We start from the raw sequence: 15508 nt of genomic DNA, 5'->3' as shown, positions 1-15508 counted from the left end.
TCTGTCACCCCTTACTTAAGTGCAGCATCAACGGCTTTGGCAACTTCAGCTTTCGCTGGAGCACGGCCACCGATAAGTGCCTTCACAAGCTCGCCTGCAGTCTCTGCAGCGATTTCGCCAACATGAGACAGGCTTTCAGCTGTGATCTTGGAAATGCTCTGTTCAGATTCGGAAAGCTTAGCTGCCAGCTGCTCTTCAGCCGCTGCGCGGGCGCTTTCTGTCTCTGCTTTCACCTTAGAGCGTGCATCATGAGCCATGGTAGTGGCTTTTTTGCGCGCTTCAGCTAGAGCACTTTCGTAGGATGCAATGGCTTCATCTGTCTCTTGTTTGAGACGGGATGCTTCTGCCATATCTCCTGCGATGCGATCGCGACGATCTTCAAGGATACCGCCGATACGTGGAAGGACCACTTTCGACATTACCCAGTAGAAAACGCCGAAGGAAAGAACCAACCACAACAGCTGAGACGGGTAAGTCGTGCTGTCGAACGGAGGAAAGCTACCGCTATCCTCTACAATGCCAACTTCGGCAGTTGTATTCAGGTTGCCTTGAGTATTCGACATCAACTTCTCCGTGAACGCTCTTCGTAACGTTTTATGATTTTAGAGACGGTCCCTACCAAGAGGAACCGTCACCATAAAACGCTCTAATCGTTGTCGTCGATTATACTGCGAACAGCAGCAGAAGTGCGACGAGAAGGGAGAAGATGCCGAGAGCTTCGGTCACAGCAAAGCCGAGGATGAGGCGGCCAAACTGTCCATCTGCTGCAGATGGGTTGCGCAGTGCGCCGGCAAGGAAGCTGCCGAAGATGTTTCCAAGACCGAGAGCTGCACCACCCATACCAAGGCAGGCGATACCGGCACCAATGTATTTTGCTGCTTCTGCATCCATGACAAGTGCTCCTAAACTAGCAATAGCGTCTATGACTTTGTTTTTGGGTTTAAAACCCGGATTCTACACGTTACTTAGTGGCTCGGATGGAGCGCATCTGCAAGATACATGCAGGTAAGAACGGTAAAGACGTAGGCCTGAAGAAATGCCACGAGGAACTCAAGAGCCGTGATGGCAACTGTAAGTATCAGAGGCAGGATCGCAGATGCGATGCCAACTGCACCGAAACCGGTGAGCATGACAACAAAACCTGCGAAAACCTTCAGAGTGATATGACCAGCAAGCATGTTTGCGAACAAACGAACGGACAAGCTAACTGGACGTGAAAGGAAAGAGATAACTTCAATCGTGGACACCAGAGGAATAACCCCAACTGGAACGCCACTTGGGACGAACAGCTTAAGGAAGCCTGCACCGTGCTTGAAGAAACCGTAGATCGTTACAGTGCCAATCACGAGAATTGCGAGTGCAAATGTCACGATGATCTGACTTGTAACGGTGAAGAAGTATGGGAACATCCCGAGCATGTTTGCAACGAAAACGAACATGAACAGGGAGAAGACGAGCGGGAAGAACCGCATTCCGTCATTGCCTGCTGATCCTCGCAATGTGGCAGCAACAAACTCGTAGGACATTTCCGCCATGAGTTGAGCGCGGCTAGGGACCAGACCACGTCTGTTGGTAGACAGAACGAGGAACAAGGTCGCTACAGCGACGGTGACAACCATGAACAAGGAAGCGTTGGTAAAGGAGAAATCAACACCGCCAATCTCCACAGGAAAGATCTTGGAGATATGAAACTGGTGGATCGGATCGATCGCGTTGCCTGAATTTCCAGCCACAGGTAGTACCCCTGAAGTGCCAATTTACGAGCGCAAGAGCGCGATGAATTAGTTAGTCCTGCTTCTTGCCGGAATTCATCCGTCTTTCAGGGCCGGCGACTTTGCCCGCCTCCCGAAGGACGTTTAATATTCCCGCAACGAAGCCAAGCATCAGGAGAATTATCATCCCCCACGGCTTGGTCCCGATCCAGCTATCCGCCATCCAGCCGAGTGCCCCCCCGACAAAGATAGCGGCAATAAACTCGGAAGACATCTTCCAAGCCTGTGACAAGCCTGACATCGCGCTGGTCTTGTTCGGTTCCTCTTTAGCAGAGGCTTCGTCCAAGCGTGTATCCAACGTTTTGCCGAGCTTTTCTAGCCGCTCAGACAGGTGACGATCAGTTTCTTTCATGTCTTTTTCACTCTGCTTATTCTCATCGGGAGACATGTTCATTCTTCCTAGATACCGGCAGATAGTTCAAAGACATGGATGCCCCTGAAAGTCGGGGGCACCATAATGCTCGTGATCTGCACTGTCAAGGTTAGAGCTACTTAAGCTAAATAACTGATATTTAAAGTGTTTCCAGAGTTTCTAACAGAGAATACGTATAAAGGATACTTTCAAGCCCGTATTGTACCCTATTTTAGGCCGGTTCCGTGAATCGTTCAGCCGTCTCAAGATCTACTGATACGAGCTGAGAGACCCCTCTTTCAGCCATGGTTACGCCGAACAATCTGGACATGCGCGCCATGGTAATCGGGTTGTGTGTGATGACAGTGAAACGCGTTGCCGTGTTTTGCGTCATATCTTCCAGCAAAGCACAATAACGCTCAACATTGGCATCGTCCAACGGAGCGTCAACCTCGTCCAGAACACAGATTGGCGCCGGATTCGTAAGGAAAACTGCGAATATGAGCGCCATGGCGGTGAGAGCCTGCTCACCACCTGACAGCAGTGTCATGGTCTGCGGCTTCTTGCCCGGAGGGCGTGCGAAGATCTCCAAACCCGCGTCGAGCGGGTCTTCCGCATCCACCAGTTTCAGCTCTGCTGTTCCACCGCCGAACAAGTGTGTGAATAAACGCTTGAAGTGGTCGTTGACCTGATCAAAAGAGCTCAAGAGACGCTCTCTCGCTTCCTTGTTCAGGTTCATGATTCCTGTGCGCAACTTCCTGATGGCCTCAATCAGGTCGTCTCTTTCGGTGATCAGCGTGTCTCGCTGCTCCGTAATTTCCTGCATTTCCTCATCAGCACGCAGGTTTACGCCTCCAAGACGTTCCCGCTCAGCCTTCAAACGATCAAGCTTGCGTTCGGCGCCTTCGGCATCCGGCAAAGGCGCATCTTGCGACAGTCCGGCCATCTCATGCAGACGAGAGACATTGACCTCCAACACCTCATCCACGCGGCGTTCAATTTCCAGGCGGCGCTCTTTGGCGGCTTCAAGGCGCTCTTCGGCACGGACCTTACGCTCGCGAGCACCAGATAAGCCTTCCATGGCTTCACGGGCCTTCTGGTCGGCGATCAGCTGGCGCTTTTCACCTTCCGCGAGTTTGTCATCAGCTGCCTTGCGTGCACTCTCTGCAGATGTGAGGCCATTCATCAGGTCCTGACGTTTGAGCTCGATCTCCTCCGGGCTCTCCAACAGGATGAGACGCTCTTCTGCGGCATCATCACGACGCTGGCGCAGGACGGAGATTTGCTTGTCTGCGTTTTGCGCGCGCTGAACCCAATTCTGTCTGTCGCGTTCAATGGTTTCAAGGCGCCGCGCACGCAGCTCCCCTTCCCGCTTCAGCGCATCGGTGGCTCCTTTGGCCTCTGCCAGTTTGCTGCGGCAGGTGGAAACATCTTTGGACGCACTTTCCAGCTCAGCTGTTACGCCTGCAATATCCGGTAGTTCTTCCAGAGCGCTCTCGGCTTCTTCGAGCGAAGCTGCAGTCTCTTCATAATCTTCATTTGCGCGGCGAAGCTGTTCTTCAAGCGTTGTTTTACGCACCGACAATTCTGTTAAGGCACGCTCAGCAGTCGCGAGTTCTTCCCGCAAGGCGACAATGCGAGATTGCTCCAGGCGCAGTTTCTGACGCATATCCTGTTCAGCAACTTCCGCCTGACGCCTGTGCTCGGTCGCGGTCTCCAGCGCTTCTTTCTTTTCTTCCACCAGATCCCTCGTCTGTTCGACAAGGTCTTCCAGTTCCGCCAAGCGGTTTCGTTGCGCGAGGCGTTGTGCAGCTGGTGTTGGTGCATCTGCTGCGATGATCAAACCATCCCAGCGCCACAGGTCCCCTTGCTTGCTGACCAGTCGCTGGCCAACTTTCAGCTCTTTGCGCAAAGCTGAGCCGTGTTCAGCCTCAATCAGGCCAACCTGAGCGAGACGGCGTGCCAGCTCATTGGGCGCCTGCACATATTCGGAAAGCGGTGTAGCACCTGCTGGAAGGGCAGGATCACTGCCCGCCCCCGCATTCAGGCTCCAACGGACCGGCGCATCTTCTTCCATTGCAGCATCAAGGTCTTCGCCCAAGGCGGCACCCAGCGCTGTTTCCAAACCCGGGTTCACGCTCATGCGGTCTACAGCGGGTGTCCAGTCTCCGCTTTGGCCAGCAGAGAGGACGGCCTGCAGTGTCTTGGCTTCGGTCTCATATCTGGAAAGAGCTGAATGCGCTTCATTCAATGGAGTGCGACAGTTGTTTTCCGTTTCGCGTGCCGTTGCCAGAGTTTCTTCTGCTTCGACTGCGGTTTCTTCTGCTTCAGCCAGCTCTTCCAGAGCCTTTTCCAGCTCTTCGCGTTTATCGCTTGGGCCACTGGCCGCTTTAATATCTGCCTCAACAGCTTCAAGCTGGCCTTTGAAGCGGTCTGCTTCTTCTTTAAAGCGGGCGCTCTTCTGGCGAATGCCTGAGATCTGATTGTCGAGCTGGGTGTGCTTGGCGAGGAGGCTGGCGTGATCCTGTGTGATCCGAGAGTGTTTCATCTCGCTGGCATCGAGATTGTCTTCCGCGATCAACACCAGTTCTTCGGCTTCAGCCGCACGCTCGTCCAAAGTCTCGGCAGCTTCGAGGAGTTCTTGTTTTTCCTCCTCCAGCTCTTCCAAATGACTGGTGTTTTCGCTGGCAAGCTGTGCTTCACGCTCGATGTCCTGCTCCATCTGAGCAAGACGCGCCTGAAGGTCCATCAGCTTTTCCCTGATCCGGCGGTCTTCTGACTCAAGATCGTTTTTCGCGATAATCAGATGCTGGAGTGCAGCAGCAGCGCCACCTGCGGCTTCTCTGAGCTTTGGGATTTCGTGGGCAGCGAGTGCCTGCTCTTTCGCCGTGGACGCCTGCAGGCCTGCGATGTCTCGCATTCCGATCTCAGCATCCGCATATTGCTTGCGGGCTGCGTCCAGCGCGGCTGTTGCTTCCTGCCAGCGCAGATAAAGGATCGTCGCTTCGGCCTTGCGAATTTCTGAGGAGAGGTTGCGGTAGCGGGTGGCTTGTCTTGCTTGTCGCTTCAGGCCGTCGAGTTGCCCTTCAATTTGAACAACCACATCTTCCAGTCGCTCCAGATTGGTTTCAGCAGCCCGCAGACGGATTTCTGCTTCTTTCCGGCGGCTGTGCAAACCGGAGATGCCTGCGGCTTCTTCCAGGATCTTTCTACGCGATGTTGGTTTGGACGAAATCAGCTCGCCGATTTGCCCCTGTCGCACCATTGCCGGTGAGCGCGCACCGGTGGAGGCGTCGGCAAACAGCAGCTGTACGTCTCTTGCACGAGCGTCTTTGCCGTTGATCTTATAGACAGAGCCAGCTTCGCGCTCGATGCGGCGGGTGACTTCCAGCGTATCACTGTCGTTATATCCAGTGGGTGCTGTTCGATCTTGGTTGTCGAGAAAGAGCGTCACTTCGGCTGTGTTACGCGCCGGGCGGTTGAGGCTGCCCGAGAAAATTACATCATCCATTCCAGAGGCGCGCATGTTCTTATAGGAGCTCTCTCCCATAACCCAGCGCAGCGCTTCTACAAGATTGGACTTTCCGCAGCCATTGGGCCCGACAACGCCTGTCAGGCCGTCTTCAATGACAAACTCCATAGGCTCAACAAAGGATTTGAACCCAAGGACACGGAGGCGCTGAAACTTCATGGAGCGCCCCCTACTCTTACAACAGGGTGTAAGCGATCATACGCGCATAGATCTGCGAGCAGGAGATTCAGCCCTGAGGGCTGCCCGCTTGTCTTACAGATTCTTATCCACGTACTTGCTGAACTCCTCAAGAGAGAGTGCTCCGCTTACTTTTTCACCGTTGATAAAGAAGGTCGGTGTTGAATCTACACCCAGCGTGTCTGAGCCGTAGTCACGAACTTCGGTTACTCCGTCTAGTATTTCCTGATTCGTCAAGCAAGCCTTTACAGCTTCTTCAGTGAAACCGAGCTGCTTGCCCATATTCAACAGGGCGCTGTATGGATCATTGGTGAATGCCCAGCTGCGCTGCTGTTCGAACATCAGAGACATAATGTCGAAGTATTTGTCTTCCGGTGCACAGCGCGCAAGCATAAAGCCAGCTGCGGCGACTGTATCCAGCGGGAATTCACGGAAGATGAAACGCACTTTGCCGGTGTCGATGTATTTCTTCTTCAGCTCTTTATATGTGGTGTTGTGGAAGTTGGCGCAGTGACCACATGTCAAAGAGGCATATTCAATGACAGTGACAGGAGCGTCTGCCTGGCCGATAACCTTATCACCCAACGGGCCAACCTTATTCAGGTCTGCCTCGGAATAGGTCTGTGCAGAGGCAACAGTTGGCATAGCGGCAAAGGCAAGAGAAGCGGCTGTAAGAGCACTGGTGCGCTCAAGAAACTTACGGCGAGAGAGTGTCACGTTTTTCTATCCCAAGTTAAAATGTGTTGCCCTGTTGGCTGACCCGGCGCGTTTATCGCCATAAAGACAGCCAGCATCTGGTCTGGAGTATAACCACTCCAACCCAAGAGCCATTGATCACAAACTGGTGAACATCCGCAGAATACAGCCATGCCCACAGCTCGCTTTCCAGCAACAATTGGTTTTCAGGAAACTATGGCAAATACTTGTCGGATGCTACCGAATATCCTGAGTAGTCATATTAAATTTTGGTAAGGCAGCAGGATTGACGCATACGTTAGGCAAGAAAACGATTTTCTTCGTTTAAAACAAAGAGGTTCTGCCATTTCGCGATAAACGGGCAGAGAGCGTTCCAAGATATTCGCTATGATTAAATTTGCACTGCTAGTACATACCCACAGAATTTATGCATGGAAAACAACAATAATTTCTCGTGTTGTTTTGTTTTTGCCTCATTAATGAGTTATTAAATATTTATAGAACTCTCTAACAAGATATACGGATACATTATGAAGCGCTTGACTACCTTAATGCTTCTCAGCACACCACTGATTGCCTGCCAAGCCTCTGTATCTGAAGATTTCGTTGAAGCTATACCTACAACTACTCAAGAAACGACGATTGAAACGACCGCTATACCTGCGACATCCAATACAATTTATACAGGTACGGCAGATTTGGGCGCACTTACCTCTACGAACTGGGTTGTCAGCGAGGGCAGCGGAAACAGCTCAGCTCCTTGCCGGGTTCAGTTTAGCAAGACCCCGTCAGGCGCTGCTGTTGTGACACCAGCCGTGACCAGCAGTTTTCCAAACGGACATGCGGCAACAAGCGGCTGCACCAATGAAGAGCTGAGCAGCGTGACGGCGTGGGCGGTGAATGGTGATACCATTGAGCTGCGGAATGCGCAGGAAACAACGACAGCCTATCTTTTGATGGAGCGCCCTGACCTTTTGCTGGGATATACCGCAAAGGGGCATGATCTGGTGGTCAGCCAGTAATCACTCATTCAGAACTGCAGGTCTTTAAGGATGGATCAGGAGTTGCTTGCAGGTGTGCGGGCAATGAGGTTCTTGCCGAGCTTTTCCAGCGCATTCTTCAACCGTTCATCAGAGACTGACGCAACCTTTTGCTCAATGCGGCGGTTTTCAATTTCTGACAGCTCACGAAGCGGTTTTGGTGTGATCTTTTTGGTTCTGAGCGCCGGACGCTGCACAACCTTGATGCGGCCAACCGCATTCCAGCCTAAAAAGGCGTTTATCCGATCTCGCAGTTGTGGAGCTTCATGCGTGAAGAACAAAGCAGTGGAGCCATCCGCATGAACAAGAAGTGTTGCAGGTTCTGCAACCGGCTCTCCTTCAGAGCTTTTGGCTCTTGGCCAAACAAGCCTACCGGGCTGTACTTTTCCGTGATACTTCTTGCCGACAAGTTCTGGCCAGGCGGTGAGAAGGTCGGCACTGGCAAATCCGCGCTTGCGCGCGACAGGGTGCATGGTCTTACCAATCAGCTCGTTTAGCTGATGGCTTGATCTCCTGGAAACCCGATTTTGCGCAGTTGCTTTCATCGTCTTCATCACGCCATTAGATTAAGGCACATATATGACCATTGCTTTATATTAGCCTTAATTCAGTCCCGTTTTCCGCGGTACCATGAATTACCAAGGGAACCCCAATTATTTAGGGATCAAAACCAAGGTTAACCCACAAAACCATGCAAGATAATCTAGTTGTTCTTTACTGGTATGACAGAAATTCTCGCCAACTGCCATGGCGAACAGCTCCTGCTGATATACTTTCCGGTTTAAAACCAGACCCTTACCATGTCTGGCTCTCAGAAATCATGCTTCAGCAGACTACTGTTGCGGCAGTGAAAAACTACTTCAATCTCTTCATAAAGACATGGCCAACACTTGCTGATATGGCCAATGCGGAGGAAGAAGACATCCTAAAAGCGTGGGCTGGGCTTGGTTATTATTCCCGTGCAAGAAATCTGTATAAGTGTGCAAAATTTGTCCAATTGCATCACAATGGGCGTTTTCCTGAGGAAGAAGAGCGGCTTTTAAAGCTCCCCGGCATCGGCCCTTACACGGCTGCTGCAATCTCCACGATAGCCTTTGGGCGCCATGCAGCTGTGGTTGATGGCAATGTGGAGAGGGTTCTGTCGCGCCGCCATGCATTGCTGACAGAGCTCCCTGCCCTCAAAGCTGAAGTGAAGCCATTGATGGCTGAAGTGACACCGCATGACCGACCCGGCGACTTTGCGCAGGCCATCATGGACCTTGGTGCCACGATCTGCACGCCGAAGTCTCCGGCCTGTGGCATTTGCCCGTGGATGGATGTTTGTGAGGGTCGCAAGCAAGGCATTGCGGACACGCTGCCACGCAAAGCCCCCAAGAAGGTGAAACCGACACGGCGTGGTATGGCCTTTCTGCTCAGCGACGCACGTGGCCGCATTCTTTTGCGCAAACGCGAAGATAAAGGACTGCTTGCAGGCATGAGTGAGCCCATCACGACGCATTGGGCAGATGATGCAGCGATGGAAGACCTCTCACATGCTCCGATCACTGCGGATTGGGTGCGTACGCCGAAGGACGTGAAGCACACCTTCACGCATTTCCATCTGGAAATGAGCGTCTGGCAGGCACAGGCACCAGCCCATTATGATGAACCTGACGGGTATTGGTGGTCAGCACCAGATGAGCTTGAGGGAGAAGCCCTGCCAACGGTAATGATGAAAGCACTGAAGGCCGGCGGCGTGATCTAAGTGCGCAGCAAAAAGCCGGGTCTGGAGCCCGGCTTTTCTTGTTTCTACAAATGCTGATTGGTGCTTATTGGAATGCGGTTTCCATGAAACTGCGGAGTTTGCGAGAGTGGAGCCGTTCCAACGGCATTTCCCTCAGGACCTCCATGGTCTTCACACCAATTTCCAGATGCTGGTTCACTTGCGTCCGGTAGAAGTCTGTCGCCATGCCGGGCAGCTTCAGCTCACCATGCAGCGGCTTGTCTGATACGCAGAGCAAGGTTCCATAGGGAACGCGGAAGCGGAAACCGTTGGCGGCGATGGTTGCGGATTCCATATCCAGCGCGATCGCACGGGACTGGGAGAAACGCTGCACCGGCTCGCGGTGGTCGCGCAGTTCCCAGTTGCGGTTATCGATGGAGGCTACAGTTCCTGTACGCATTACACGCTTCAGATCATAGCCGCTGTAACCGGTGGTCTTTTCAACGGCATCTTCCAGCGCGACCTGCACTTCTGCCAGTGGCGGGATTGGAACCCATGTTGGCAGGTCAGCATCCAGCACTTTGTCTTCACGCACATAACCATGAGCCAGTACGTAATCACCGAGCTGCTGGCTGCTTCTGAGCCCAGCGCAGTGGCCAAGCATCAACCAGGCATGTGGGCGAAGCACTGCAATGTGGTCGGTGATGGTTTTTGCATTGGACGGGCCAACACCGATGTTCACCATGGTGATGCCGGAGTTGTCCTCCCGCAGCAGGTGATAGGCTGGCATTTGTGGCAGGCGCGGCGGGGCCACACCTTCGCGCGGCTCTTTATCACCTGCGTAGGTGATGAGATTGCCCGGCTCGACAAAGGCCACATATCCGCTCTCCGGATCATTGATCAGCTCTTTTGCCATCTGCGCAAAGCCGTCAATGTAGAACTGATAGTTTGTGAAGAGCACGAAGTTCTGGAAATAGCGCGGCGCGGTTGCGGTGTAGTGCTGCAAGCGATGCAGGGAATAATCCACGCGCGGAGCCGTAAACGGCGCAAGCGGCTCAAAGCCATCTTTCGAACGGTAGGTGCCATTGGAGATGGCATCATCCATGACGGCAAGATCCGGCACATCAAACACATCACGCAACGGGCGCTCTTCGCTGGATGGCAAAGCGCCTTCCACGTGTGCGCCATCATAAAAGGCAAAGTGCAGCGGGATCGGCTGATCACTTTCAGCGATCACCACTTCAAGACCGTGGTTTTTGATCAGGAGATCAATCTGATGTTCCAGGTAGTTCTTAAAAAGATCTGGCCGGGTGACTGTGGTTTTGTATTTGCCAGGCCTTGCCACAAAGCCATAGGACAGGCGCGTATCAACGCGGATGTGGCTGGATACTTCAAATCGCAGTTCCGGGTAAAATGCTCTGACCCGGGTTTCCGACATGCTGCCCTGTGCAGCCTCTTTAAAATTCTCACGTAGAAAGTCAGTCGCCCGATCAAACAGATAGATCAGGTGCGCAACAGCTTCACTGGCATCTTTAAAGGATTGTGGGGGAATTGTCTCAGGCGTACGGATGGAACGGCTTTCCATCACAACGTCGCTATCGGATATAGTCGACACGTTCGGTTTCTCCTCTTTCGTGTCACTATATATCTGAGGGATGTTTACGACAGGGTCAAGACAAACTGCGGACAAATATGGTTTATTTTTTAGTGAGTGAGGATATTTTCACGCAGCGTCAGATTCAGCTCTGCACACAGAATTGAGATTCATAGCTACATATTTACCCTTATCTCCTTCAGTTTATTCTGTAAAACTATCCCGAAAATTGCATTGGCGAGTTCTAGAGGCACTTTTCGGGACTACGCTTCAGATGATCGGGAGGGATCTTTTTATGCACTTTGTTCGTACTGCTGCGCTTGGTTTGGTGGCTGGCACCTGCCTCACTGTGAGCGCACACGCCGCCCAGTTGGGGCCGCGGCCTGCTTTTCTCGTTGCACAGATGCAAGAGAGCCCATTGAAGGACAAGTTGCGCGCCTGTATCGGCAATCCTGCAAAGGCTTCCAGTTTCACGATCGGGCACCGTGGGGCACCGCTGCAGTTTCCTGAGCATACTTTAGAGTCTTATCAAGCTGCGGCTGTGATGGGTGCGGGGGTGCAGGAATGTGATGTTACCTTCACCAAAGATAAGGAGCTGGTCTGCCGTCATTCTCAAAATGATCTGGCGACAACAACAAATATCCTCGCGACTGATCTGGCCAGCACGTGTGTTGCTCCGTTTACTGCTGCTGCCAATGGCGAGAAAGCAGCTGCAGAATGCAGAACCTCTGAGATCACATTGGCGGAGTTCCAAGGTCTCACTGGCAAAATGGACGCCTCAAATCCAGCTGCAACAACGGTTGAGGACTTCCTGAAAGGCACAGCTGACTGGCGCACGGACCTTTATGCGGCAGCTGGTGCTGGTGGGACTTTGATGACCCATGCTCAATCCATTAAGCTCTTCAAAGAACAGGGCGTTAAATTTACGCCGGAGTTGAAGCGCCCGAGCGTAAAAATGCCGTTTGACGGGTTCACTCAGGAAGATTTCGCTCAGAAGCTAATTGAAGAGTATAAAACAGCAGGTGTTCCGGCATCTGACGTTTATCCGCAGTCCTTCTTTTTGGATGATGTGCTGTACTGGATCAAGAATGAGCCTGAGTTTGGAAAGCAGGCCGTGTTCCTTGATGGTCGGTTCCGTATGCAGGGCTTTGACGCATCTGATCCAACCAGCTTCAAGCCGTCCATGGCTGAGCTGAAAAAGATGGGCGTGAACTATATCTCCCCTCCTCTTTGGATGCTTGTCACTCTGGATGACGGGAAGATCGTGCCATCGGCTTATGCAAAGGCTGCGAATGAGGCTGGCATCAAGATCTTTACCTGGACGCTGGAGCGCTCCGGCCTGCTCTCTCACAACAAAGGCGGCTGGTATTATCGCAGCATCAATGATGCAATCACCAGCGAAGGCAGCGTTTATGAGCTGCTGGATGTGCTCGCACAGGATGTGAAAGTGAGCGGTGTGTTTTCTGACTGGCCAGCGACCGTCACGTTCTACGCCAACTGCATGGGGATTGAGTAAGCCCCTCTCCTGCACTGATTTGCAATTTGGAAGCGCGCCTTACATGGCGCGCTTTTTTTTGCGCTGTCCGCAGCGTAAGCCTTGCCATACTCGTTAACCGATTTACCCGCTGTCCCCGCAGTGCGTTTACCTTGTTCTTTTTAGCCAGCAAAAAAGCTTGACTCTCAAAAAAATATTTAGGGTCTCTATTTTCGCCATTTTAACTCCTCATAAACCTCTACCCCAAGGGAATCCGCGGTCGAATATTAATGGGAGTTAACTTCGAGACGAATATTCGAATCTGTAAATAAAGCGTTGATTCTAAAATAATAAAAGATATCCACTATTAACCTCTGGTTTACCATAGTGGGTAACCATAGCACTCATGAATTGCGTGAGGTGTTGCGTCGCAATGAGAGTACAGCGTAAAGAAGGGGTGTCCTTGATGGCACCCCACATTTCCACCAAGCCAGACTGGCTTGATACAATTATTAAGGGCGACTGTGTTGAGGCTTTGAACAAGCTTCCGGACAACAGCGTGGATGTGGTTTTCGCCGATCCCCCTTATAACCTACAGCTGGGCGGAGATCTGCACAGACCTGATCATTCGAAGGTAGATGCCTGCGATGATCACTGGGATCAGTTCTCCAGCTTTAAAGCTTATGATGAGTTCACTCGTGCTTGGCTGCAAGCGGTTCGCCGCGTGTTGAAGCCAAACGGGTCCATCTGGGTTATTGGCTCTTATCACAACATTTTCCGCGTTGGTGCGGTGATGCAGGACCTTGGGTTCTGGATCAACAATGATGTGGTTTGGCTGAAAACAAACCCGATGCCGAACTTCCGTGGCAAACGTTTTACTAATGCTCATGAGACGCTCATCTGGGCCTGCCCTTCACAAGAGAGCAAGCCGACCTTTAACTACGATGCGATGAAGACGTTTAACGACGATCTTCAGATGCGGTCTGACTGGGTGCTGCCTATCTGCACTGGTCATGAACGCCTGAAGGACGACAACGGCGACAAAGTGCATCCAACTCAGAAGCCGGAGAGCCTGCTTTACCGCGTGCTGCTCTCCACTTCAAACCAGGGCGATGTGATCCTTGATCCATTCTTTGGCACAGGCACCACCGGTGCTGTTGCCAAGAAGCTTGGCCGCCACTTTGTGGGATGTGAGCGTGAAGACTCTTACATTAAAGCAGCTTCCGAACGGATTGACCGGGTTACACCTGCCAACGATGATTTTCTGGCGATGACACAAGGCAAACGTTCCCTTCCACGGGTTCCGTTTGGCAATTTGTTGGAGACAGGATTATTGACACCGGGCGCGGAACTGACCGATGCCCGTGGACGCTTCAAGGCTACGGTTCGCGCCGATGGTTCTTTGATCTGCGGCGAGCATTCAGGATCCATCCATAAGGTGGGTGCGCTCGTTCAGGGTCAGCAAGCCTGCAATGGCTGGACCTTCTGGCACATTAAACGTGGCAAGGCTCTTGAGCCGGTTGACGCCCTTCGGGAAGTCGTCCGCTCGCAAATGCCTAAGTAGCGTCTTACACAGTTCGTGTGGCGACCTCGCCCCACGGTTTACAGGGTTTGTCCCTGCTTCATATCCATATGACTTGGCCCCTGCCTTTCTAGGCGGGGGCTTTTTTTATGGTTTGTTTACTTTGGCTAAAACCTAGCGCTTATGCCCTCTCACAGGATGTCAGCAGCCTCGTCTTCTCCGTGCAATCAAAACAACAACGAGAGAAGCAAATGTCCACTGAGCAAACAAATTCTAGCCTGAGCCTGATACAGCCCAAAAATGTTATGTTCGGCTCTTTAGGTCTTACAAAAACCGAAGACAAAGCTGATCTGAAGAACATCAGCGCAACCACACCACAGATGCCCAGTCTGTACATTGGCCCAATGACAGATTCAAAAACACTTCGCTATCGCCCATTCCATAGCAGCGGTTTTGTTGCTTATGAGAAAAGCCAGCGCTCATATTTTATCTACTGCGAAAATCCCGATGTTTCGAAATCAAAGATTGCGCAAGACTCATTTAGGGAAGACCAAAGTTTTGTCGAGTATCTGGGCAGCAGTGCTGAAGAAATTTCTCTAATATTGAGAGACCTCTCAACTCAATCTGTCACCAAACAGCAGGTGTCTGACTTCAATAATGGAACCACCACGGACGCATTCTCTGAGCTGAAAGAAATTGTTCAGGTAGTCAGTGATGATGTTGCAGGGACTTTCTGGGCACTCGTGGAAACCGATAGCGGCCAAATGTATTGTCCGATCCGCGTGGTAGATACCGAAACAAGCAACGTGCAAGATGACAAGCTACCGACAGATGGCAAACTCATTCACTGGGGACATTACATCCTGCCAAGTGATTTCCTTGCTTATTATTATGAGCGCAACACGGTCACTCTGGGGTCATCACTCCTGCTCCACCTCTTTGGCCTCGGAAACTTCTCTCAGACCATGCCGGTAACATGTAACGGCTTGAAAGCAGCAGTGGTTCCCGGGAGCAAGTTTATGGAACGCTCCAGTTGTGGGAACAACACTCAAACTCAGTTTGAGGCAATCAAACAGGCTATTTTAGATTTTGATATCGAATAGTACTGGTCTCTGCCCTGTCAATTTCTCGGACGGGGCAGAGCCGCCTTTCTTCGATGTACAAGACTCTTTTAGGGTGTAATACTTTGAGATATGATTATTGAGCAAACTCTGTTTGATGCAGCTAAGCTGCTGATTGAGCATCGTTATCCTAATGGTTGGGGTGGGGCAGCATCTTTAAGAACAGAGAGCGGCAAAATTCTAACCAGCATTGCACCAGATACCAAGAATGATGGCCTATCCCTTTGCATGGAAGTAGGTGCAATTCTGGAAGCGCATAAGCTGGACGAAGTTGTAACTCATTCCCTGTGTATCTGCCGGGATGATGAGAACAGCCCCTTTGTTAGATTAACACCCTGCGGTATTTGTCAGGAGCGGTTGGTTCATTGGGGTGGGGATGTGAAGGCAGCAGTTTCCAATAGTGACAACAAGCTGATCTTTAAGAACCTACGAGAACTTCAACCTCATCACTGGTCGATCGTGAATGGTGAGGTCTTGTAGCCTGCATAGAAGCGGCCAGTTCTGGACTGACCGCCACCTTCTACTT

The 15508-nt window shown here is 51.8% G+C and carries 14 protein-coding genes; 6 read left to right on the top strand and 8 right to left on the bottom strand.

Annotation, left to right across the window (positions count from 1 at the left end; all coding sequences use genetic code 11):
- Nucleotides 1-11: 11 nt before the first annotated feature.
- The 6 genes from PsAD37_RS07015 to PsAD37_RS06990 form a co-directional block, all read right to left on the bottom strand.
- A complete protein-coding gene (locus tag PsAD37_RS07015) occupies nt 12-563 on the bottom strand; it encodes a F0F1 ATP synthase subunit B (protein ID WP_063295526.1) in 552 nt (183 codons plus the stop codon).
- Between the two features lie 100 nt (nt 564-663).
- On the bottom strand, nt 664-891 hold the full coding sequence (locus PsAD37_RS07010) for a F0F1 ATP synthase subunit C (RefSeq protein ID WP_063295525.1): 228 nt from the start codon (nt 889-891) through the stop codon (nt 664-666).
- Between the two features lie 74 nt (nt 892-965).
- Nucleotides 966-1733: a F0F1 ATP synthase subunit A gene (locus PsAD37_RS07005; RefSeq protein ID WP_057462888.1), complete on the bottom strand. Its 768-nt coding sequence runs from the start codon at nt 1731-1733 to the stop codon at nt 966-968.
- A 52-nt stretch (nt 1734-1785) separates the two neighbouring features.
- Nucleotides 1786-2160, bottom strand: a complete 375-nt coding sequence (locus PsAD37_RS07000; protein WP_108817844.1) for an AtpZ/AtpI family protein — start codon at nt 2158-2160, stop codon at nt 1786-1788.
- A 196-nt stretch (nt 2161-2356) separates the two neighbouring features.
- Nucleotides 2357-5815 carry a chromosome segregation protein SMC gene (gene smc, locus PsAD37_RS06995; RefSeq protein ID WP_063295524.1) on the bottom strand — a complete coding sequence of 1153 codons (3459 nt, stop codon included), beginning with the start codon at nt 5813-5815 and terminating at the stop codon, nt 2357-2359.
- A gap of 93 nt (nt 5816-5908) precedes the next feature.
- Complete coding sequence (locus tag PsAD37_RS06990) at nt 5909-6550, bottom strand: DsbA family protein (RefSeq protein WP_057462890.1); 642 nt, start codon at nt 6548-6550, stop codon at nt 5909-5911.
- A gap of 509 nt (nt 6551-7059) precedes the next feature.
- Here PsAD37_RS06990 and PsAD37_RS06985 point away from each other — a divergent pair.
- The gene (locus PsAD37_RS06985) at nt 7060-7551 is read left to right on the top strand and encodes a hypothetical protein (protein ID WP_152986677.1); all 492 of its coding nucleotides are present in this window, start codon (nt 7060-7062) and stop codon (nt 7549-7551) included.
- 35 nt (nt 7552-7586) lie between these two features.
- Here PsAD37_RS06985 and PsAD37_RS06980 read toward each other — a convergent pair whose 3' ends face one another.
- On the bottom strand, nt 7587-8114 hold the full coding sequence (locus tag PsAD37_RS06980) for a DUF721 domain-containing protein (RefSeq protein ID WP_208985563.1): 528 nt from the start codon (nt 8112-8114) through the stop codon (nt 7587-7589).
- A 146-nt stretch (nt 8115-8260) separates the two neighbouring features.
- Between PsAD37_RS06980 and mutY the strand changes: the two genes are divergently transcribed.
- A complete protein-coding gene (gene mutY / locus PsAD37_RS06975; protein ID WP_063295523.1) occupies nt 8261-9313 on the top strand; it encodes an A/G-specific adenine glycosylase in 1053 nt (350 codons plus the stop codon).
- A 64-nt stretch (nt 9314-9377) separates the two neighbouring features.
- Here mutY and PsAD37_RS06970 read toward each other — a convergent pair whose 3' ends face one another.
- Nucleotides 9378-10856: an AMP nucleosidase gene (locus tag PsAD37_RS06970; protein ID WP_063293848.1), complete on the bottom strand. Its 1479-nt coding sequence runs from the start codon at nt 10854-10856 to the stop codon at nt 9378-9380.
- Nucleotides 10857-11160: 304 nt separating this feature from the next.
- Here PsAD37_RS06970 and PsAD37_RS06965 point away from each other — a divergent pair, with 304 nt between their 5' ends.
- The 4 genes from PsAD37_RS06965 to PsAD37_RS06950 all read left to right on the top strand — a co-directional run bounded on the left by PsAD37_RS06965 (nt 11161) and on the right by PsAD37_RS06950 (nt 15462).
- Nucleotides 11161-12381, top strand: coding sequence for a glycerophosphodiester phosphodiesterase family protein (locus PsAD37_RS06965; RefSeq protein WP_063295522.1), 1221 nt, complete (start codon nt 11161-11163; stop codon nt 12379-12381).
- 424 nt (nt 12382-12805) lie between these two features.
- The gene (locus PsAD37_RS06960) at nt 12806-13903 is read left to right on the top strand and encodes a site-specific DNA-methyltransferase (protein ID WP_063287226.1); all 1098 of its coding nucleotides are present in this window, start codon (nt 12806-12808) and stop codon (nt 13901-13903) included.
- A gap of 209 nt (nt 13904-14112) precedes the next feature.
- A complete protein-coding gene (locus PsAD37_RS06955) occupies nt 14113-14964 on the top strand; it encodes a hypothetical protein (protein ID WP_063295521.1) in 852 nt (283 codons plus the stop codon).
- A gap of 90 nt (nt 14965-15054) precedes the next feature.
- Nucleotides 15055-15462, top strand: a complete 408-nt coding sequence (locus tag PsAD37_RS06950; RefSeq protein ID WP_063295520.1) for a cytidine deaminase — start codon at nt 15055-15057, stop codon at nt 15460-15462.
- Nucleotides 15463-15508: the final 46 nt, after the last annotated feature.

This window comes from Pseudovibrio sp. Ad37 (genome assembly GCF_001623075.1).
In the GTDB taxonomy this organism is placed as follows: domain Bacteria; phylum Pseudomonadota; class Alphaproteobacteria; order Rhizobiales; family Stappiaceae; genus Pseudovibrio.
Note: the sequence above shows the minus strand (reverse complement) of the source record. Positions and strands in the feature narration are given on the sequence as shown.